The 20241-nt window shown below is 74.0% G+C and carries 16 protein-coding genes; 10 read left to right on the top strand and 6 right to left on the bottom strand.

All coding sequences use genetic code 11. The features are described 5' to 3' along the window. Positions 1-161 precede the first annotated feature (161 nt). The 3 genes from J1M44_RS10165 (at position 162) to J1M44_RS10155 (ending at position 4261) form a co-directional block, all read left to right on the top strand. The gene (locus tag J1M44_RS10165) at positions 162-1172 is read left to right on the top strand and encodes an NADP-dependent oxidoreductase (RefSeq protein ID WP_049160996.1); all 1011 of its coding nucleotides are present in this window, start codon (positions 162-164) and stop codon (positions 1170-1172) included. Between the two features lie 70 nt (positions 1173-1242). Then, the gene (locus tag J1M44_RS10160) at positions 1243-2565 is read left to right on the top strand and encodes a DUF4921 family protein (RefSeq protein ID WP_206480948.1); all 1323 of its coding nucleotides are present in this window, start codon (positions 1243-1245) and stop codon (positions 2563-2565) included. A gap of 43 nt (positions 2566-2608) precedes the next feature. Further along, positions 2609-4261 (top strand): ABC1 kinase family protein, encoded by a 1653-nt coding sequence (locus tag J1M44_RS10155; RefSeq protein WP_206480931.1) that lies wholly within the window; start codon positions 2609-2611, stop codon positions 4259-4261. 28 nt (positions 4262-4289) lie between these two features. Here the strand turns inward: J1M44_RS10155 and J1M44_RS10150 are convergent, their stop codons facing one another. Then, a complete protein-coding gene (locus J1M44_RS10150; RefSeq protein WP_206480930.1) occupies positions 4290-5420 on the bottom strand; it encodes a saccharopine dehydrogenase family protein in 1131 nt (376 codons plus the stop codon). 143 nt (positions 5421-5563) lie between these two features. Between J1M44_RS10150 and J1M44_RS10145 the strand changes: the two genes are divergently transcribed. Together J1M44_RS10145 and J1M44_RS10140 are read left to right on the top strand one after the other, a co-directional pair. Next, a complete protein-coding gene (locus J1M44_RS10145; protein ID WP_206480929.1) occupies positions 5564-6571 on the top strand; it encodes a cation diffusion facilitator family transporter in 1008 nt (335 codons plus the stop codon). A gap of 33 nt (positions 6572-6604) precedes the next feature. After that, a complete protein-coding gene (locus tag J1M44_RS10140; protein ID WP_206480928.1) occupies positions 6605-8071 on the top strand; it encodes a serine hydrolase in 1467 nt (488 codons plus the stop codon). Positions 8072-8095: 24 nt separating this feature from the next. On the opposite strand, the gene arfB is transcribed toward J1M44_RS10140, so the two are convergent. From arfB to J1M44_RS10125, 3 genes are all read right to left on the bottom strand, one after another. After that, the gene (gene arfB, locus J1M44_RS10135; protein WP_206480927.1) at positions 8096-8551 is read right to left on the bottom strand and encodes an alternative ribosome rescue aminoacyl-tRNA hydrolase ArfB; all 456 of its coding nucleotides are present in this window, start codon (positions 8549-8551) and stop codon (positions 8096-8098) included. Then, a complete protein-coding gene (locus tag J1M44_RS10130; RefSeq protein WP_206480926.1) occupies positions 8544-9989 on the bottom strand; it encodes an MFS transporter in 1446 nt (481 codons plus the stop codon). Before J1M44_RS10130 ends, arfB begins: the two co-directional genes overlap by 8 nt. Positions 9990-10121: 132 nt before the next feature. Next, complete coding sequence (locus J1M44_RS10125; protein WP_206480925.1) at positions 10122-11858, bottom strand: bifunctional 3'-5' exonuclease/DNA polymerase; 1737 nt, start codon at positions 11856-11858, stop codon at positions 10122-10124. Between the two features lie 238 nt (positions 11859-12096). Here J1M44_RS10125 and J1M44_RS10120 point away from each other — a divergent pair, with 238 nt between their 5' ends. Beyond that, complete coding sequence (locus tag J1M44_RS10120; RefSeq protein ID WP_206480924.1) at positions 12097-13578, top strand: sugar porter family MFS transporter; 1482 nt, start codon at positions 12097-12099, stop codon at positions 13576-13578. A gap of 73 nt (positions 13579-13651) precedes the next feature. Here the strand turns inward: J1M44_RS10120 and J1M44_RS10115 are convergent, their stop codons facing one another. Beyond that, the gene (locus tag J1M44_RS10115) at positions 13652-14953 is read right to left on the bottom strand and encodes a dicarboxylate/amino acid:cation symporter (RefSeq protein WP_206480923.1); all 1302 of its coding nucleotides are present in this window, start codon (positions 14951-14953) and stop codon (positions 13652-13654) included. Between the two features lie 228 nt (positions 14954-15181). Here J1M44_RS10115 and J1M44_RS10110 point away from each other — a divergent pair, with 228 nt between their 5' ends. Genes J1M44_RS10110 through J1M44_RS10095 form a run of 4 tightly spaced genes read left to right on the top strand, consistent with a single transcriptional unit; the run spans position 15182 to position 18580 of the window. Continuing rightward, complete coding sequence (locus tag J1M44_RS10110) at positions 15182-15823, top strand: ABC transporter permease (protein ID WP_002855197.1); 642 nt, start codon at positions 15182-15184, stop codon at positions 15821-15823. Next, on the top strand, positions 15820-16827 hold the full coding sequence (locus J1M44_RS10105; protein ID WP_206480922.1) for an ABC transporter ATP-binding protein: 1008 nt from the start codon (positions 15820-15822) through the stop codon (positions 16825-16827). The genes J1M44_RS10110 and J1M44_RS10105 overlap by 4 nt, the downstream gene beginning before the upstream one ends. Beyond that, on the top strand, positions 16824-17576 hold the full coding sequence (locus J1M44_RS10100) for an ABC transporter permease (protein ID WP_002855193.1): 753 nt from the start codon (positions 16824-16826) through the stop codon (positions 17574-17576). The genes J1M44_RS10105 and J1M44_RS10100 overlap by 4 nt, the downstream gene beginning before the upstream one ends. After that, on the top strand, positions 17573-18580 hold the full coding sequence (locus J1M44_RS10095; RefSeq protein ID WP_206480921.1) for a glycine betaine ABC transporter substrate-binding protein: 1008 nt from the start codon (positions 17573-17575) through the stop codon (positions 18578-18580). Before J1M44_RS10100 ends, J1M44_RS10095 begins: the two co-directional genes overlap by 4 nt. Positions 18581-18646: 66 nt before the next feature. Here the strand turns inward: J1M44_RS10095 and J1M44_RS10090 are convergent. Further along, positions 18647-20241 (bottom strand): alkaline phosphatase D family protein (locus tag J1M44_RS10090; protein WP_446724875.1); only part of this gene is annotated, 1595 nt, incomplete at its 5' end.

Here is a 20241-nt window from a genome sequence, read left to right as displayed (position 1 = left end):
GAGTCGAGCGAGAGCGCTGTGACGTGGAACAGCGATCAGCGTACCCGCGTCACGGGTGGCCGTGGGGATGATCACGCCGGAGGTCACCGAGCCCGCCCTGCGTGATCGACGACGGCGAACAGGGCTCGGCACTCCGGGTCGGCGCGCCTAGGCTCGGCGGCATGCGAGCACTCGTCCTCCAGTCCTACGGCGGCCGTGAGGCTATGGCCCTCACCGACGTCCCCGCCCCCACGGCCGGCGCCGGAGAGGTGCTGATCCGCACCCGCGCGGTCGGCCTCAACCCCGTCGACGCGATGCATCGCGAAGGCGATTTCAAGGCCATCGCCCCCGACGACTTCCCCACGGTCGCCGGCAACGAGCTCAGCGGCACCGTCGAGACCGTGGGCGCCGGGGTGACCGCGTTCGCCCCGGGTGACGCGGTCATCACCCGCGTGGACCCATCCGGCCACGGGGCGTTCGCCGAGCTGGCTGCGGTGCGCGCGGACTGGGTGGCCGCCGCGCCCGCCCGCATGCCCCTGACGGACGCGGCCGGCCTGCCGCTCGCCGGCCTGACCGCCCAGCAGGCACTTGGCCCGGAGCACCTGGACCTGCAGCCCGGGGAGCGGCTGCTGATCACCGGGGCCGCCGGCGGCGTCGGGCTGATCGCCACGCGCCTGGCACACCTGCGCGGCGCGCACGTGACCGTGACCGCCTCCGCGGCGGGTGAGCCGTACGTCCGCGAGGCCGGCGCCGACGCGGTGATCGACTATCGCGCCCGCACCGTCGCAGAGGGGGGCGAGCGCTTCGACAAGGTGTTCGACCTCATCGGCGGTGATCAGATGGCCGAGCTGCTCGGCTCGATCGAGCCCGGCGGCCGGCTGGTGACCATCGCGGGCCCGCCGAGCCCCGGCAGCCTTCGTGAGACCGCGCGCCCGTCGCGTCGGCCGCTGGCCGCCGTCGTCTCCCGGGTGGCCAGTGCGAAGGTGCGTCGGGCCGCGAAGAAGGCCGGGGTGACCTACGAGTTCTTCCTCATGCATCCGGACGGGGCAGGCCTGGCCGAGCTCGTCCGGCTCGTGGACGCCGGCGAGCTGGCCGTGACCGTGGACAGCCGCTACCCCCTGGCCGATTGGGAACAGGCGTTCGAGCGTCTCGAGTCCCACCATGCGAAGGGCAAAGTGCTGCTCGAGTTCTGACCGGCAGGCGCGTCGGCGCCGGCCTGCCCGGGCCGGCACCGCCTCGTACTCTGGCCTCGTGCACCCGTCTCTGAGCGAGCCCCTCACCCGACTGCCGGACGGCACCGTCAAGCAGCGCAACCCCTTCACCGGCACCGAGGTCTGGACCGTGCCCGGCCGCGGCCACCGCCCGCTCGGCCTCGTCCGGCCCGCCCCGCAGCCGCTCGACCCCGCCCAGCACGGCCGGCACTGCGCCTTCTGCGAGCACCGGATGCTGGAGACGCCGCCGGAGAAGTCACGCATCGTCTCCATGAGGGCCGACGACGGCGCCCCGGCCTGGCAGATCCTGCGGCACCCGGCCGCGGAGCGGCTCGGGGAGACGACCCCGGCCTTTCGCCGGGTCCCCAACCTCTTCGAGATCCTCAGCTACGACTACTGGCGTCTCAACCACGGCTACGAACTCCCCCCGGACGCGCGCCGCCGCCGTGACGAGTACCTGGCCACCGAGGCCGGCCGCTCCCACGTGCACGCCGTCGTCGCCGCGAAGCTGCGCGCCGCCGGCCGCTCCGCCGAGGAGGCGGCGGCGATGTCCGACGCGGAGCTGATCGCGGCGTCGGCCGCATTCTTCGGCGGCACGCACGACGTGGTGATCGCCCGGCGGCACTTCGTCGACGGCGCCGTGGACGACCACCAGCTGGCCTCCTCGGGCACCCTCACCCCGGACGAGCACCACGCGTTCCTGGCCCTGACCGCCGACGCGATGCGGGACCTCTACGCGACCACGCCCGCCGTGCGGTACGTCTCCGTGTTCCAGAACTGGCTCAAGCCCGCCGGCGCCTCCTTCGACCACCTGCACAAGCAGCTCGTGGCCATCGACGAGGTCGGCGCGCAGAACGCCGCCGCCCTGGACCGGCTGCGCGAGGACCCGCAGGTGTTCAACCACGCGGCGCTGGACGTGGCCGTGGCGCACGACCTCGTGATCGCCGCCAACGAGCACGCCGTGATGTTCGCCGGCTTCGGCCACCGGTACCCGACGGTCGAGGTCTACTCCACGAGCCCGATGGGGCAGCCGTGGCGGCAGTCCGCGGCCGAGCTGCGCGCCGTGTCCGACCTGCTGCACGCCGCCCACGCGGCCACCGGGCCCGACGTCCCCTCCAACGAGGAATGGCACACCCGCCCGCCCGGCGTCGCGTCCCCGATGCCCTGGCGCGTGATGCTCAAGTGGCGCGTCTCCACACTCGCCGGCTTCGAGGGCGCCACCAAGATCAACGTCAACACCCTCAGCCCGTGGGACGTGCGGGACCGGGTGCTGGCGCGGCTGCGGGAGCTGCGGACGGCGGGCGCGCTCGCGGACGGGATGCGGATCGGGGCCGACGCACGGGTCCGGCCGGGCGCCCTGCGGTACGCCGACTGAGCGGCGAGGCCCACCCCTCCGCGCGGTCGGTAGCGTGGGCGCCATGGCCCTCCACCTGCAGCGCTACCGCGAGATCGCCCACGTCATGGCCCGCAACGGCCTCATGGCCACGGCCGTGCAGGCCGGGCTCTCCCGGTGGCTGCCCCTCGAGGAGGGGGAGCCGCACCTGGGCATCGACGCCGAGGCCCGCCCCGAGCTGTTCGTGCGCACGTTCGAGGAGCTGGGCGTCACCTTCGTCAAGCTCGGGCAGCTGATCTCGGCGCGCCCGGACCTGTTCCCCGAGGCCTACTGCGCGGCATTCGCCCGTCTCACGGACAGCACGACGGCGGTGCCCTTCGAGGCCGTCGCACGGACGGTCGAGGAGGACCTCGGCGCCGACGTCGACACCCTGTTCGCCTGGTTCGACCGGGCACCCCTGGCCACCGCCTCCATCGGCCAGGCCCACCGCGCGCGCCTGCATGACGGGCGCGCCGTCGTCGTGAAGGTCCGCAAGCCCGGTGTGGTGGAGCAGGTCCAGGCGGACCTGGAGATCCTGCGGACGCTGGCGGCCACATGGTCGCGGGCCTCACGGACCGTCGCCGACCTGGACGTGCCGACCATGGTGGACGAGTTCGACCGCTCCCTGCGCGCCGAGCTCGACTACGTGGTGGAGGCGCGGGCCTGTGAGGAGATCGCCGCCGGCTTCCGGGACACCCCGGGCGTGCGGTTCCCGTGGATCGAGTGGGACCTGACCACCTCGCGCGTGCTGACCATGCAGGAGCTCTCCGGGCTGCGCGTGGACGATCTGGCCGGACTCGACGCCGCCGGCATCGACCGGGAGGAGCTGGCGTACCGGGCCGCCGAGGTGCTGCTGGCCATGGTGTTCGAGCACGGCGTGTTCCACGCGGACCCGCACCCGGGCAACCTGTTCATCGAGCCGGACGGGACCGTCGGGTTCATCGACTTCGGCTCCGTCGGGCGGATCTCCCCGTCCCTCCGGCGCCGGTTCGCGGGCCTGGCCATGGCGCTGGCCCGGCAGGACACCGACGGGCTGGTGCGGGCCCTGCTGGACATCGCCCCGCCGCGCGGCCCGGTGGACCGCCGTCGGCTCCGGCTGGAGGTGGCCCGGATCGTCGGCCGCCTCGAGGGGCGGGAGCTCGAGGACATCCGCGTGGCGCAGCTGGTCTCGGAGATCTTCGCCCTCGTGCGGCGCCACCGGCTGTCCCTGCCGCCCGAGCTCGTGCAGCTGCTGCGGATGCTGATCATCGTGGACGGCATCGGCCGCCGCCTGCACCCCGGCTTCGACTACACCCGCGTGCTCGACCCCTTCGCCCTGCGCCTCGTGGGGGAGCACCTCGACCCCCGGCGGGTGGCGGGCCGGATCGGCCGGGCCACGATCGCGGCGGCCGAGCTCGGCATCGACCTGCCCGAGTACGCCCGCAAGGTGATGGAACGCATCGACGACGGCGGGATCGACGTCACCGTCCGCGCGAGCGAGCTCGAGCCGCTCGTGACGCGCCTCGAACGGACGGGCGACCGGGTGGTGGCCGCCATGGTGGTGGCCGCGATGATCACCGGCGGCACGAACGTGCTCGTGGCGTACAAGGACCGGCTCGGACGCTTCGCCGGGCCGGTGGTGGCCGCCGGCGGCGCCGCCCTGACCGGCGGCAGTGCCTATCTGGCCTGGATCAGCCGCCCCCGGCGTCGCCCCCGTTGAGGGCCGCGGGCGGGTGCAGTCGTCGGGATCATGCCCGCACCAGGCCGGCCGCGGCGCAGGCCTTCTCGAAGTCGTCGAGGCCGAACGCCTGGATCGGGCTGACGACGCCGGCCTCGCGGGCCCGGCCTGCGGCGAGCTGCCGGGCGCCCCAGGCCATGAGGTCCCCGGTCAACGTGTAGGCGTTGGGGCCGCGCAGGTGCACGTCCGCCACGACGCGGCCGGCCGCGTCGCGCGCGATCGCCCCGACCCGGGAGCCCGTGCGTGCCCGGTCCGCGGCGTCGGGACCACCGGGGTCCCCGGCCAGGGGCCGCAGCAGGGCCTGCACGCCGCGGGCGACGCCGGGGAGCCACCCCACCGCGCCGAGGGCGGCCGCGCCGATCTGCGTGGGCCGGGCCGGGAACCAGCCGTTGAAGACCTCGACCTCGTCCAGGCCGGGCTGCATCCGCGGCAGGAACAGGGACTCCGTGCCGCCGAACAGCACGCCGCGGCGGTCCTGCCTGTCGACCCGGAAGACGGCCGATCGGCTGGCCAGGCCCGTCGTCGCCAGTCGCCCGCCGCGCCACGTGATGGCTCGCTCGGTGAGGGCGTCCACCATCGTCTGCCGCGTCCCGTGGCTGAGGTCGACGCGGGGGTCCAGCTCGCCGTCGGCGAAGTAGCCGATCTGCAGGGACCGTGCGCGTCCATCGGCCGCCGCCAGCGCGAGCCCGCCCGCCAGCATGCCCGGCGCGTAGTCGAAGCCGAGGGCGGGCAGCAGGGTGGCGCCCGTGCGTCGGGCGGTGGCGTCCAGGTCCGCCTTGAGGTCCTTCACGAAGCCGATCTCACCGGTCGAGTCCACGTAGTGCGCGCCCCGCTCCGCGGCGGCGCGGGCGACCGGTCGGCCGTAGCGTTCGAAGGGGCCGACCGTGGAGACCAGCACATCGCCCTCCGTGACCAGGGCCCTCAGCGAGGCGGGGTCCCCGGCGTCGGCGACGGCGACCTCCAGCCCGTCGTGCCGCCTCGCCGCGTGCTGGAGCGAGTCCCGGTTCCGGCCCGCCAGCACGGGCCGTGCGCCCTGGGCCACGAGGGCGTCCACGACGAGGGATCCGGCGTAGCCCGTCGCGCCGAGCACGATGATGCGGGGGGCGTCGGGGCGGTCGAGGTGCAGGGGAGAATCCGTCATGGCCCCACGCTAGGCCGCGCCCGCGGAGACCTCACGGGCTCGGCGACGCCGATCCGCGTGGACCCCGTCTCGCGCTCCCGGACCGGCGGACCCGGACATGGCGAGCCTGGCCCGGCACCCGCCTGCAGGGGCAGACTCGGGGGATGACCCGTACCCCGCCCGCCGTCGCCTCGCCCGCCCACTCCGCCTCGCCCGCCGCCGAGACCGGCGGCGAGAGCCTGCTGACCGTCCTGATCGCCCTCGGCGTGAACACGGTGATTGCCGTCGTCAAGTCGATCGTGGGCGCGGTCACCGGCTCAGCCGCGATGGTGGCGGAGGCCGCGCACTCCTGGGCCGACGCCGGCAATGAGGTCTTCCTGCTGCTGGCGGAGCGTCGGGCCGGCCGAGCCCCCGACGCGCGGCATCCGCTGGGCTACGGGCGGGCGGCCTACGTGTGGTCGATGGTCGCGGCCTTCGGCCTGTTCGCGGTGGGCTCGGCGGTCTCGGTCTGGCACGGGATCACGGCCTGGTCCGCCCCCGAGGAGGAGGCGGAGTACACGATCGCGTACATCGTGCTCGCCGTCGCGTTCGTGCTCGAGGGCGTCTCGTTCCTGAACGCGCACCGGCGCGTCCGCCGCGACGCGGAGCGGCGGCACATCAGCGATGCCACGTTCCTGCGCCAGACCTCGGACCCCACCCTGCGCGCCGTGTGGGTGGAGGACGCCTCGGCCCTGATCGGCCTGGCCATCGCGGCGGGCGCCCTCGCCCTGCACCAGCTCACCGGGGACCCCCGGTGGGACGCCGCCGGCTCGATCCTCGTGGGCGTGCTGCTCGGGGTCGTCGCGATCTTCCTGCTCTCGCGGAACATGGCGTTCCTCGTCGGCGAGGTCGCCGACCCGGTGGTCCGGACCCGGGTGCTGCGCTGGCTGCTGGAGCGGCCCGAGGTGCTCTCCGTGAGCTACCTGCACCTGGAGTACGTCGGCCCGGAGAAGCTCTTCGTCGTCGGGGCCGTGGACCTGGCCGGGGACGAGCGGGAGAGCGAGGCCGCGGTCCTGCTCCAGCGCGTGGAGGACGCCCTCCTCGAGCACCCGCGCGTGGCCGCCGTCGTGCTCTCCCTGTCCAACCCCGCCCACGCGCCCCTGGACCCGGAATCGCAGAACGCCCGCGCCTGAGCCCGCGCGGCCGGCGTCGTACAGTGGCCTCTCGTGACCCAGACCACCCCCGCCCCGCCGCCCGCTCCGTCCCTCGACCGCCTCCGGGAGGTGGCCCCGTACCTGTCCCGGTGGCTGGCCACCCAGGTGGAGACGCAGCACGTGCCCGGCGCCCAGGTGGCCGTCCGGCTCGGCGACGAGCTGGTGCTCTCCGCCGCGTTCGGGGTGGCCGACGAGGACACCGGGGCGGAGCTGACCACCGGCCACCTGTTCCGCGTGGCCAGCCATTCCAAGACCTTCACGGCCGTCGCCGTGCTGCGCCTGGTCGCCGCCGGTCGTCTGCGCCTGGACGACACCGTGGCCGAACGACTGCCCGACTGTGCCGACACCCCGCTGGCCCGGGTCACCGTCCGCGAGCTGCTCTCGCACACCTCCGGCGCCATCCGCGACGGGGTGGACGCGGACCACTGGCAGCTCGACGGCCCCTTCCCGGACGCCGACGCCCTGCGCGCGATCGTCCGGGACCACGGCGCCACCTACGCCCCGCAGGAGCGGTTCAAGTATTCGAACATCGGGTACGGCCTGCTGGGGGCGATCATCGAGGCTGTCACGGGCCGCGGCTACGCCGAGCACGTCACGGAGGACATCCTCGTCCCGCTCGGCCTTACCGACACCCGCCCCGAGATCGACGACGACGCGGCGGGCCGGGCCGTCGTCGGCCACACCCGGGCCCACGGCCGTGGGCGTCGCGTGACCGTGGCGCCGACCGCCACCGGCGCGCTGGCCGCGGCCACCGGCTTCGTCTCCACGGCGGAGGAGCTCAGCCGCTTCTTCTCCGCTCTCGCACTGGATCGGCGCGAGCTGCTGGACGAGCACGCGCTGCGCCTGATGCACCGGGCCGAGGCCTCCTTCCCGCGGGGGACCGGGACGGGCACCTACGGGCTCGGCCTGATCGGGATCAGCGTGGGCGGACGACGGCTCGTGGGCCACTCCGGCGGCTTCCCCGGGCAGATCACCCGGACCCTGGTGGACCCGGCGACCGGTCTGACCGTCAGCGTGCTCACCAACGCCGTGGACGGTCCGGCGGACGCGCTCGCGGTGGGCCTCGTCGAGCTCATCGACCTGCTCGCCCAGGACGCCGCCGACGGGCAGGCGCTGCCCGCCGGTGTCACGACCGACGACCTCGACCGGCTGACCGGCCGCTACGTCTCCCTGTGGGGCGAGACGGACGTGGTTCGCGCCGGTGAGCGCCTCGTGCTGATCGACCCCGGCACCCCCGGCCCCCGGGACAGGATGCACGAGCTGCGAGCGCTGGACGCCACCACGTTCCTGCCCGAGGACGAGGACGGCTTCGGCGCGTCGGGGGAGCGCATCCCGTTCGACCTCGGCGACGACGGCCGGGTGGTGAGGATGCGCGTGTCCGGGGTGAGCAGCTGGCCCGAGGAGGACTACCTCGCCCGGCGTGGCGACGCGTGGGGTCACCGCTCGGCCGCGGGCCGTGGGGTGACCGGGCGGGACTGAGCCGCCGCCTGTGGGCGAGCGACCTCAGTCGAGGCCGGGGCGGCGGCGCGTGCGCTTCACCTCGGAGCGACGGTGTTTGGCCTCCAGGCGGCGCCGCCGGGAGCCGCGCGTCGGCGTCGTGGCCCGCCGCGGCGTCGGCGGGGCGAGGGCCTCGCGCAGCAGCGCCGCGAGCCGCTCGCGGGCGGCCACCCGGTTGCGCCGCTGGGCCCGGTGCTCCGCCACGCTGACGGTGAGCACCGTCCCGGCCAGCCGGGGCGCCAGCCGCGCGAGGACGCGGGCGCGCTGGATGTCGTCGAGGGCGGAGGTGGCCGCCAGGTCCAGGCTGAGCTGGACCCGCGAGTCCGCCGTGTTCACGCCCTGACCGCCCGGGCCGGAGGCGTGGGAGAAGCGCTCGACGAGTTCGCCCGCGGGGATGACCAGCCCGCGGGGTGCGCCGGGGCCGGGGGTGACGCGCACGTCCCCGGGGCGGGGCTCAGCCACGGGGGGCCGCCGTCCGTGGTCCGCGCAGGTCCGCGAGTGCGACGAGGAGCGCGAGGGCCAGGCACCCGGCCACCAGCGCGAAGGCGGCCATGAACGCCCCGTCCCAGTCGGCACCGGAGGCGACGCCCAGGAACACCCCCACGATCACGGCGGTGCCGACGGCCGTGCCGACGCGCTGGCCGGTCTGCAGGACGCCGCCGGCGGTGCCGGAGTGCCGCGGTGGGACCTCGGCCAGGCTGAGGGTCTGGTTGGGGGAGACCACCAGCCCCTGTCCGGCGCCCAGGATGCCCAGGGTGAGCAGCAGCCACCACGGGCTCAGGCCGAACTCCCGGTTGGCCCACGCCACCCCGATGGAGCCCACGACGGCGAGCAGCGCCAGCGCGATGCCGAGGACGACGATCTTCCGGCCCGTGCGCAGCACCACGCGACCGGCCACGGTGGACATCACGCTCGACATGACCGCCGAGGGAAGGCCGATGAGTGCGGCGTGCAGCGCCGGGTAGCCCAGCCCGTTCTGCATGAACATGGCGATCACCACGAACATGCTGGTCGAGCCGGTGAAGTAGATGGCGATCAGCAGGGCGCCGCACGCGAAGCTGCGGGTCTGGAACAGGCGCAGGTCCACCATCGGGGCGCGGCCCCGTCGGGCGTAGCGGGCCTCCCAGCGTGTCCAGAGGGCGGCCAGGCCGATGCCGACGGGCACGAGCACGACCCGCCACGGCCCGAGCTCACGGTCCAGGAACGGGAGCATGACGGCCACGAGGGCGCCCGCCAGCAGGACGACGCCGACCGGGTCCAGGTCCGGGCGCCGCGCCCGCGCGGGGGCGGTGCGTGGCAGCCAGTGGCGGGCCACGACGAGGGCGCCGAGGGCGATCGGCACGTTCACCAGGAAGGTCGCGCGCCAGCCGAGGTCGCCGCCGAGCCACGCGATGAGCCCGCCGCTGAGCAGCGGCCCCACCGCCACGGACACCCCGACGACGGCGCCGAGCGCCCCGAACGCCCGGGCGCGGGAGGCGCCGGAGAACTCGCTTTGGATGAAGCCGGTGACCTGCGGGTTGAGCAGGCCCGCGCCCACGCCCATGACGAGGCGTGCGAGCACGAGCAGGACGCCCGTGGGCGCCAGGCCGGACAGGAGCGCACCGAGCGCGAACACGCCGAGGCCCACCATGAACAGCCGGCGTCGTCCGAAGAGGTCACCCGCCCGGCCCGCCGGCACGAGCACCATGCCGAACACGAGGGTGTAGCCGGAGATGGCCCACTGCAGCTCCGCGTCGCTGGCGTCCAGGCCCCGCTGCAGGGCGGGCAGCGCCACGTTGATGCTGGACACGGCCAGCAGGGACATGAAGATCGGGATGAGGAGCACCGCGAGGATGCGCTGCTGGTGCGGGGTGAAGACCGGGGACGCGGCGTCGTCGGACGGACGCGGGGCGACGGGCATGCGGTCTCCTTCTCGGGGGTGTCTCGGGCGCTCTCCAGGATCGGCCCTCGTCCCGCATCGTGCCAGGTCCCAGGGTCCTCGGCCCGGTGCGGCGCACGGAGGCTGTGACCGCGACCGATGCCCTGCCGCCCCTCACTTCGCGTCCGCGTACGACCCCACGCTGGAGACGGTGAGGGGGAAGTCCACGGGGGCGGGACCGAACAGCAGACGACCGGCGGCGCTCGCGGACTCCGTCACGACCGTCCGCACGGCCTCGGCCTCCGTGGCCGGTCCGTGCAGGACGACCTCGTCGTGGACGAAGAACACGAGTTCCGTGCGCATGCCCGCCGACCGCAGTCGACGGCGGATCTCGCCCATCCAGCACAGCGCCCACTCGGCTGCGGTGCCCTGCACCACGAAGTTCCGGGTGAAGCGGCCCTGGGAGCGCCGCCGTCGTCGGGCCGCGGACTCGGCGGCCTGGGTGCCGACGTCGGACACGGACTCCTGCCACTTCCGCCCCGGTGCGGGGGACCAGCGGCCCAGCCACGTGGACACCTGGCCGCCGCCCTCGCCGACGGAGGCCGCCCGCTCGAGCAGGCCGATCGCCCGCGGGTAGAGCCGGCGCAGGTGCGGCATGAGCGCCGCGGAGTCGCCCGTCGTCGAGCCGTACATCGCACCCAGCAGGGCGATCTTCGCGCGCCCACGGTCGGCCAGCGCGGTGCCGGCCGCCCGGCCCTGCTCCGCCACCTCCCGGTACAGGTCGGGCGTGGTCCCGGCACGGGCCAGTGCCTCGTCGGCGGCCATCGCGGCGAGGATGCGCGGTTCCACCTGGGAGGCGTCGGCCACGGTCAGCGTCCACCCGGGGTCTGCGCGGACGGCGTCGCGCACCCCGGCCGGGATCTGCATGGCCCCACCGCCGTGGGCGGCCCACCGCCCGGTCACCACGCCACCGACCAGGTAGGCGGCGTGGAACCGGCCGTCGTCGCCGATCCACTGGTCCAGCCAGTGCCAGCCGTTGGCCGTCCACAGCCGGGCCAGGGCCTTGTACTCCAGCAGCGGCGCGAGCAGCGCGGCCCGCGCCTCGCGCTCCGCGCCGCCGGCGTCGATCCAGTGCTTCAGGTCCCACTGCCGCGTGGACTCCACGGCCACGCCCGCCGTCTGCAGCGCCCGCAGCAGGCTCGGCTGCGAGTCGGGGCTCAGCCCGGGGGAGCCCAGGACGTCGGCGATGCGTTCGGCCAGGGCCTGCAGGCGGGCCGGACGCTCGCCCGGTGCAGGCCGGGGGCCGAGCTGCTCGGCGAGGAGCGCCTCGTGCACGCCCCGGTCCCACGGCAGACCCGCCGCCCGGATCTCCGCGGCCACGAGTGCGCCCTGCGACTCCGCCGCCGCGAGCAGCCGCAGCCGGTGCGGGTGGGCCGAGCCCTCGACGGCCGCCCGCTGCGCGGCCAGCTCGGCCGCGAGCAAGGTGACGTCCGGGGCAGGGCCGGTCTCGTCCGGCAGGTCGAAGAAGGACTCCTGACCGGCGGGCACCCGCGCGGGGCGCTCGGGCTCCGTCGGGTCGGCGACCTCGAGCTGCGCCACGGGCGTGTAACGCACCCCGCTGCCCGGCGCCGTTGCCGCGTGCCGCAGGATCCGCTGGACGAGGGCCAGGTCCCAGCACCGATCCACCCGCACCCCCGCCGCCAGCCAGGCGGCGTACTCCGTCCCGACGTCGGCGAGCACCCAGCGGACCGTGCTCGGGTCCACGCCCAGGCGGGCGGGCAGACCGGCCACGAGCCCGGCCACGGACCCGGCGGCGCAGGATCCCAGGGGAGAGGCGTCGTCCCCGTCCACGGCCCACCAGGCGCCGGGGCTGCCGACGGAGGCGGGGGCGGGGCCCAGGACGACGAACATGGCCCTCATTCTGCCCCGTGCCCCGAGGCGCCGTCTGCCGCAGCCCTGTGCGGCAGACCTCCCGGCACGGCGGCGACCACGGCGGGCACAGCGGGCACGGTTCCCCCTGACGCCCGCCGCCTCGCCGGGAGGCGGGGAGAGGGGCTGTGCGACTTGCACGCTCGCCGAGCGGAGAACACACTGTGCGGACGCACCGGCGCGCAGCGGGCCGTCGGGCGCCACCCAGAGAGGACCCATCATGACAGCGACCCGGTCCGGCGGCGGCGCGACGTCTCGCCTCAACGCCAAGGTGGTCGGCATCTCGGTCGCCGCCGCGCTCGGCGGCTTCCTGTTCGGCTTCGACACCTCTGTCATCAACGGCGCCGTGGACGCCCTCGCCGGGGAGTTCGGCCTCGGCGCCGGTCTCACGGGCTTCGCCGTCTCCTCGGCGCTGATCGGCTGCGCACTCGGCGCCTGGTTCGCCGGGCCGGTCGCCAACCGCCGCGGCCGCGTGCCCGTGATGGTGATCGCCGCGATCCTGTTCCTGGTCTCCGCCATCGGCTCGGGCCTGGCGTTCGGCGTGGTCGACCTGATCTTCTGGCGCATGGTCGGCGGCCTGGGCGTGGGCGCCGCGTCCGTGATCGCTCCGGCGTACATCGCGGAGGTCAGCCCGGCCCATGTGCGCGGGCGCCTCGGCTCGCTCCAGCAGCTGGCGATCGTCCTCGGTATCTTCGCCGCGCTGCTCACGGACGCGCTCTTCGCGACGATGGCCGGGGGAGCGGCGCAGCCGTTCTGGCTCGGTGTCGACGCCTGGCGCTGGATGTTCCTGGCCGAGGCCGTCCCGGCGGTGCTGTACGGCCTGTTCGCCCTGAAGCTGCCGGAGTCCCCGCGCTACCTGGTCGCCCGCGGTCGTACGGACGAGGCGGCCGAGGTCCTGCACGAGTTCACCGGCGTGGACCGGGTGAACCTGATGATCGAGGACATCCGGCGCTCGCTGGACTCGGAGCGCCGCGAGTCGCTGGCGGACCTGCGCGGACCGTCGGCGGGCCTGCAGCCGATCGTGTGGATCGGCATCCTGCTCTCCGTCTTCCAGCAGGCCGTGGGCATCAACGTGATCTTCTACTACTCCACCACCCTGTGGCGTTCGGTGGGCTTCGGGGAGTCGGACGCCCTCACGGTCACCGTGATCACCTCGGTCACGAACATCGCCGTCACCTTCATCGCGATCGCCCTGGTGGACCGCGTCGGCCGTCGCCCCATGCTGATCGCCGGCTCCGCGGGCATGACGGTCAGCCTCGGCCTGATGGCACTGGCCTTCTCCTTCGCGCAGACCGGCGGCGCCGAGTCCGTGTCTCTGCCTCAGCCGTGGTCCACGGTGGCGCTGGTGGCCGCGAACGCCTTCGTGGTGTTCTTCGGCGCCACCTGGGGTCCGCTGGTCTGGGTGCTGCTGGGCGAGATGTTCCCGAACCGCATCCGCGCCGGCGCGCTCGCCGTGGCCGCCGCCGCGCAGTGGGCGGCGAACTTCACCGTCTCCACCACGTTCCCGTGGTTGGCGGACATCGGCCTGACCCTCGCCTACGGTCTGTACGCGGTCATGGCGGCGCTGTCCCTGGCCTTCGTGGCGGCCTTCGTCCCCGAGACCAAGGGCAAGACGCTCGAGGAGATGAGCGACGTCGTCGTGCGCTCCCCGGGGCAGCGGCGCGCGGTGCGCGCCGAGGCGGAGCGGGGCCTGCGCGGCTGACACCGCCCGTCCCGACGACGGCCCCCTCCCGGAGCTGCAGACAGGGAGGGGGCCGTGGTGTGTGCGGGGCGGGTCAGCCGGCGTCGGCGCCGGTGGCGGCCTCCTCGTCGTCGCGGCGCTCCAGGCCCTCGTCCTCGGAGTCCTCGATGAGACGGTCTCCGGCGATCTTGTCGACGATCATCGCGATGGCGGCGTCGCCGGTCACGTTGGTGGCGGTGCCGAAGGAGTCGATGGCGATGTACGTGGCGACCATGAGCGCGACCTGCGGCTCGGTGAAGCCGAGCATCGAGGACAGCAGGCCCGAGGCCGCCACGATCGCGCCGCCGGGCACGCCGGGCGCCGCGACCATGGTGACGCCCAGCATGAAGATGAAGCCCACGAACACCGGGACGTCGATCGACTGGCCCGAGAGGAACAGCACCGCGATGGAGAACGAGACGATCTTCACCGTGGAGCCGGCCAGGTGGATCGTCGCGCACAGCGGGACGACGAACGAGGCGATCGGCCGGCGCACGCCAAGCAGCAGGGTCTGGCGCAGGGTCACCGGGATGGTCGCCGCCGAGGACGAGGTGCCCAGGGCCGTCGCGTAGGCCGGCAGCATCGTCTTCAGGGCCGTGAACGGGTTGCGGCCCGCGATCGCGCCGGCGACGACGTACTGGACGAGCAGCAGCACCACGGTGAGGCCGAAGACCAGCAGGATCACGCCGAGGAACGTGGTGATGACCTTGAAGACCTCGCCGGCGGCGGTCATGTTCAGGAACACGCCGAAGATGTAGACGGGCAGCAGCGGCACGATCAGGCCCATGACGACCCGCACGATGATGGATCGCAGCTGGTCGAAGCCTTCGTGCAGGGCACCGCGCGGCAGCGTCGTCAGGCCGATGCCGAGCACGAACGCGAGCAGCAGGGCCGTCATCACGCCGAAGGGCGGGTCCATCTGCACCTCGAACAGCGGGCCGAGCAGCGCGTCCTCGGGGTTGGCCATCGCCTCGAAGGACCCGGGCGTGAGGATCAGCGGGAAGACGAGCAGGCAGACCAGCAGGGCGCCGAAGCCGCCGAACAGGGTGGAGCCGTAGGCGATGCCGCCGGTCAGGGCCAGCAGCTTCCCCGCGCCCCGGCCGATGTCGCCGATCGCGGGGGCGACGAGCGCCAGGATCAGCACCGGGACGATGAAGCCCAGGAAGTTCGAGAACAGCCCGTTGAAGGTGGCGAAGGCCTGCACGAGCCAGGTCGGCGCTACCAGGCCGACGAGGACGCCGGCCACGATCGCGACGAGGATGCGGGGCAGCAGGCCGAAGCGGCGGCGGGGCGCGGCGACGGCGCCCCCGGAGTCGGGGCCGGACGCGTCGAGGGCGTCGGAGTGGGAGCGAGACATGGCCGACACGCTAGCGCAGGCCGTCCTGCCCGTCGCCCGGTCGGCAGGCCATCCGTGGCGGTGCCGGTGACCCCCGTCGTGATGCAGAACACAGGGAGCGCCACCCTCTCGGGTAACGTGCAAGAGCACGCCCGCCCCACCCGGACCGAAGGAGACGACGATGACGGTCCTGCCCCGCCCCGCAGACGCCCGGGCCGCCCAGGGGCGCGCTGCCGGCGTGGAGGCCGCATGAGCGAGTTCCTCGCCTCACGCTGGCCGGACATCCTCTTCCGGGCGTGGCAGCACGGGTGGCTCGTGCTGCAGGCGCTGGCCATCGCCACCGTGCTCGCCATCGCGCTGGCCGTGATCGCCACGCGGATCAAGGCCCTGACCCCGATCGCGAACGCCTTCACGGCCGTCGGGCTGACCCTGCCCTCCTTCGCGCTCATCGGCGTCCTGATCCCCCTGGTGGGCATCGGGACCGTCCCCGCCGTCGTGGTGGTGGTCTTCTATGCCCTGCTGCCCATCCTCCGCAACGCGCTCGTGGGTCTGCGCGGCGTGGACCCGGAGGTGCTGGAGGCCGCCCGGGGGATGGGCATGGGGCCGGTGGCGCTGTTCACCCGGGTGCGTCTCCCGCTGGCCTGGCCCGTGATCCTCACCGGCATCCGGGTCGCGGGTCAGCTCGGCATGGGCGTGGCCGCGGTCGCGGCCTACGTTCTGGGGCCCGGACTGGGCTCGTACATCTTCACGGGGCTGGTCTCCCTGGGCGGCGCCAACGCGTTGAACTACGCCCTCGTGGGCACCCTCGGCATCGTCGTCGTCGCCCTCGTCCTGGACGGGCTGCTCGTGCTGCTCGGCCGGCTCACCATCTCGAAGGGACTGCGCGCATGAGCACCGACCGTGACGCCGGGGCCGAGATCCGTCTCGAGTCCCTGACGAAGCTCTATCCGGGGCAGGACCGTCCCGCCGTGGACGCCCTGGATCTCATCATCCCCGCGGGGGAGACCGTGGTGTTCGTCGGCCCGTCCGGCTGCGGCAAGACCACCTCGCTGAAGATGATCAACCGCCTCATCGAGCCCACCTCCGGGCGGATCCTGATCGGTGGGGAGGACATCACACGCCGCGACCCCACCCGGCTGCGCCGTCAGATCGGCTACGTCGTGCAGGGTGGCGGGATGATGCCCCACCTGTCCGTCGCCGAGAACGTCGGCCTGGTGCCGCGCCTGCTCAAGTGGGACCGCCGACGCATCGCCGAGCGCGTGGACGAGCTGCTCGACCTCGTCGGCCTGGACCCGGCGATCTATCGAGACCGTTTTCCGCGCGAGCTGTCCGGTGGACAGCAGCAGCGCGTCGGCGTGGCGCGGGGCCTCGCGGCGGATCCTCCCGTGCTGCTCATGGACGAGCCCTTCGGCGCCGTGGACCCCCTCACCCGCCAGCGCCTGCAGCAGGAGATGCTCGACATCCAGGCCAGGGTGGGCAAGACCATCGTGATGGTCACCCACGACGTGGACGAGGCCGTGCTCCTGGGCGACCGGATCCTGGTGCTCGAACCCGGCGCGCACGTGGCCCAGTACGCCACCCCCGAAGAGGTCCTGGCGCGGCCGGCCACCGAGTTCGTGGCCGACTTCGTGGGGTCGGGGGCGGGGCTCAAGCGGCTGGGGCTGCGGTCGGTCGACTCGCTGCCGCTGCGCCCGATCGCACAGCACCCGACGGGCACGCCGCCGGGCGGGCCCGTGCTCGACGCGGCCACCCCGATCAGCGAGGCCCTCGCCGTGCTGGTCACGGCCCCGACGGAGGAGATCGCCGTGGTCCGTGATGGCACGGTCATCGGTCTGCTCGACTATCCGACGCTGCGCGCGCACGCCCGCGCCGGCGACGAGCAGGCTCGGCCATGATCGCCCGGCTGCGTGCGGCCTCCGCCGAGGACCGCCTGCTCCTGATCGGCCTGCCGCTGCTGGTGGCCGCCCTGCTGATCGGGTGGACCGTCTGGGTGCGCGGGGCCGCCCTCGACGACGTCGAGGCCCGGCTGCTGACCTGGCCCACCGTCCTGCGCCTCACCGGCGAGCACCTGGCCCTCGTCGGCGTGTCCACCGTTCTGGTCGTGGCGACGGCCGTCCCGCTCGGCGTGCTGCTGAGCCGCCCCGCCGCCCGGCGGTTCACCCCCGTCGCCATGGGGCTGGCCAACGCCGGCCAGGCCGCTCCCGTGATCGGTGTGATCGTCCTGCTCGCCATGGCGTGGGGGTTCGGCTTCCGGGTCGCCGTCCTGGCCCTGTCCCTCTACGCGTTCCTGCCCGTGCTGGCCAACACCCTGGCCGGGCTGCGGGGCGTCGACCCCACCGTCGTCGAGGCGGCCCGCGGCATGGGCATGTCCCCGCTGCAGACCCTGCTCCGGGTGGAGCTCCCCCTGGCCCTGCCCGTGATCATGGCAGGTCTGCGGACCGCCCTGGTGCTGCTGGTGGGCACCGGGGCGTTCGCGACGTTCATCGACGCCGGCGGCCTCGGCCTGCTCATCCAGACCGGGATCGTCCTGTTCCGTTTCCCGCTGCTCGTCTCGGGGGCGATCCTCGTGGCCGCCCTCGCCCTCATGATCGAGTGGATCGGCCGCCTCGTCGAGACGCTGGCCACCCCGAGGGGGCTCGCATGACCACCCCGCGCGCGACCCTCCCATCCCGCCGTCGCGGCCGGACCCCCGCGCGTGCCGCGCTCGCCGCGCTCGGCCTGGCGGCCTCCCTGGTCCTGTCCGGGTGCGGGCTGAGCACCGCCGGCGGCTACCTGCCCTCGGGCACGCCCGCCGGCGACGTCGCCGGGATCGACCTCGAGGGCGCCCACGTGGCGGTGGGGTCCAAGAACTTCAACGAGGGCGTCGTGCTCGGCAAGATCACCGCGATCCTGCTGCGCTCCGCGGGGGCCGACGTCGAGGATCTGACCAACATGCCGGGTTCGCTCAGTGCGCGCCAGGCCCAGGTCGCCGGCGTCGTGGACGTCGAGTGGGACTACACGGGGACGGCCTGGATCACGTACCTGGGCCACACCGATCCGATCCCGGACGCCCAGGCGCAGTGGGCCGCGGTCCGGGACGAGGACGCGCAGCAGGGCCTGGTGTGGCTGCCGCCGGCCGAACTCGACAACACCTACACCTTCTCCGTGCGCCAGGACCGGGCGGAGGAGCTCGGTTTGGAGACACTCGCGGACATCAAGGACCTCCCCACGGAGGACCAGTCCTTCTGCGTGAGTGCCGAATTCGCCGCCCGCAATGACGGGTTCCTGCCCATGCTCGAGGCCTACGGGATCGAACGGCCCACCGGATCCCGGTTGCGCCAGATGGACATCGGGGCGGTGTTCGCCGCGGTGGCGGACGGGTCGTGCACCTTCGGGGAGGCGTACTCCACGGACGGGCGGATCGCCGCGCTGGACCTGACGACCCTGCAGGACCCGCTGAGCTTCTTCCCGAAGTACAACGCGGCCCCCATCGTGCGCGAGGAGGTCCTGGCCCAGCACCCCGAGATCGCCGACCTGCTGGCGCCCGTGACCGCGCGCCTGGACAACGCGACGGCCGCGCGCCTGAACGCCCGGGTGGACGTCGACGGCGAGGAGCCCACCCAGGTCGCGTGGGACTGGCTCCGCGAGGAGGGCCTGATCACCGACTGACGGTCCGCCGACGACGCCGTGGGGGACGCCCCGTTGGGGGCGTCACCCGCCGCGCGGCACGGCGGATCAGGCCGCCGTCAGCGTGCGCGAGTAGACCGTCCGGCCGGCGGCGTTGATCAGACGCACCCGGAACTCGCGGCCGTCCTCGGGGATCTCCACGTGGCCGAAGTACTGGTGCTCGCCGGAGCGCGGGGAGCCCATGACCGGGCCGTGCGCTTCGAAGTCCAGCCGCGGACCGAAGGTGCCGTCCAGCGTGTTCGGGCCGAAGGAACCGGCGTTGATGGGGCCGGCCACGAACTCCCAGAACGGCTCGAAGTCGGTGAACGCCGCGCGGTCGGGGGAGTAGTGGTGCGCCGCGCAGTAGTGGACGTCGCCGGTGAGGAACACGACGTTCTTCACGCCGTGGTCCTTGATCGCCTTCAGGAGGCGGGCGATCTCCAGCTCGCGGCCCAGCGGGGCGCCGTCGTCGCCGTTGGACAGGGACTCCTGCCCCGTGCCGTCGGGGACGATCAGGCCCAGCGGCAGGTCGTTGGCGATGACCTTCCACGTGGCGGTCGACGCGCGCAGCCCGCGGATGAGCCACTGCAGCTGCTCCTCGCCCAGGATCGGGGTCTCGTGGGTCTCGAGCCCCGGGGTGTTCTCGCCCTTGTGGGTGCGCATGTCCAGGGCGAACACGTCGAGCGTCGCGCCGCGGGGGATCCTGCGGTAGATGCGGGCCGGCTCGAAGCCCGAGCCGCGGCGCAGGGCCGTGGAGTCGGCGATCGGCATGTACTCCTGCCACGCGCGGCGGGCGCGGGCGGCCAGCGTGTCCACGTCACGGACCTGGGTGTAGCGCGGGTCTTCGAGGACCTCGCCCGGCCACCAGTTGTTGGTCGTCTCGTGGTCGTCCCACTGGGCGATGACGGGGACGTCCGCGTACAGGGCGCGGAGGTTGTCGTCCATCATGTTGTAGCGGTGGCGGCCGCGGAACTCGTTCAGCGTCTCGGCGACCTTGGACGTCTCCTCCGTGACGAGGTTGCGCCAGGTGGGCTCGCCGGCCACCTCGAGGGTCTCCGGGATGGGGTTGTCCGCGTAGATCGTGTCGCCGGAGTGCAGGAAGAAGTCGGGCTTCGTGGCATGCATCGCCGCGTAGCCGCGCATGCCGCCGATCTCCGGGTTGATGCCGTAGCCCTGCCCCGCGGTGTCCGCGGTCCACACGAAGGACTGGGCGGCGGAGGTCTTCCGGCCGAACCGCGCGCCGGGCGCCGTCGTGAAGCGGGCCACGGCCGACTCGCCCAGGCGGCCGGCCTCGTCCTCGAACGCGTACGTCACCTCGAAGCGGGTGCCGGAGGGCAGCGTGTCCGCGAGGATCTTCGCGGTGTGGTCGGTGGCCCCGTCGACCCAGCCGGAGCGCAGGGTCAGCCCGCGAGCGAAGCGGCCGCGCAGCACCTTCCCGTCCTCGTCGACCGCGCGCAGCGTGGCGTGCAGACGCGAACGGCCGGACGAGCGCGCCCACAGCACGGCCGAGTTCGAGGTGACATCGCCGGTGGCGACGCCGGACGGCAGCGTCAGGCGGGACGCGACCAGGCCACCGGCCGCACCCGCGACGGCGCCGTCGTCCCCGCAGAGCAGGAGGCCTGAGCCATGAGCACCACCCACCCCGAGCGCACCTGGACCGGCCC

The sequence above is a fragment of the Micrococcus sp. KRD128 genome, from assembly GCF_017168395.1.
In the GTDB taxonomy this organism is placed as follows: Bacteria; Actinomycetota; Actinomycetes; order Actinomycetales; family Micrococcaceae; genus Micrococcus; species Micrococcus luteus.
The sequence above is the reverse complement of the archived record's forward strand: the minus strand, read 5'-3'. Positions and strand labels throughout refer to the sequence as shown.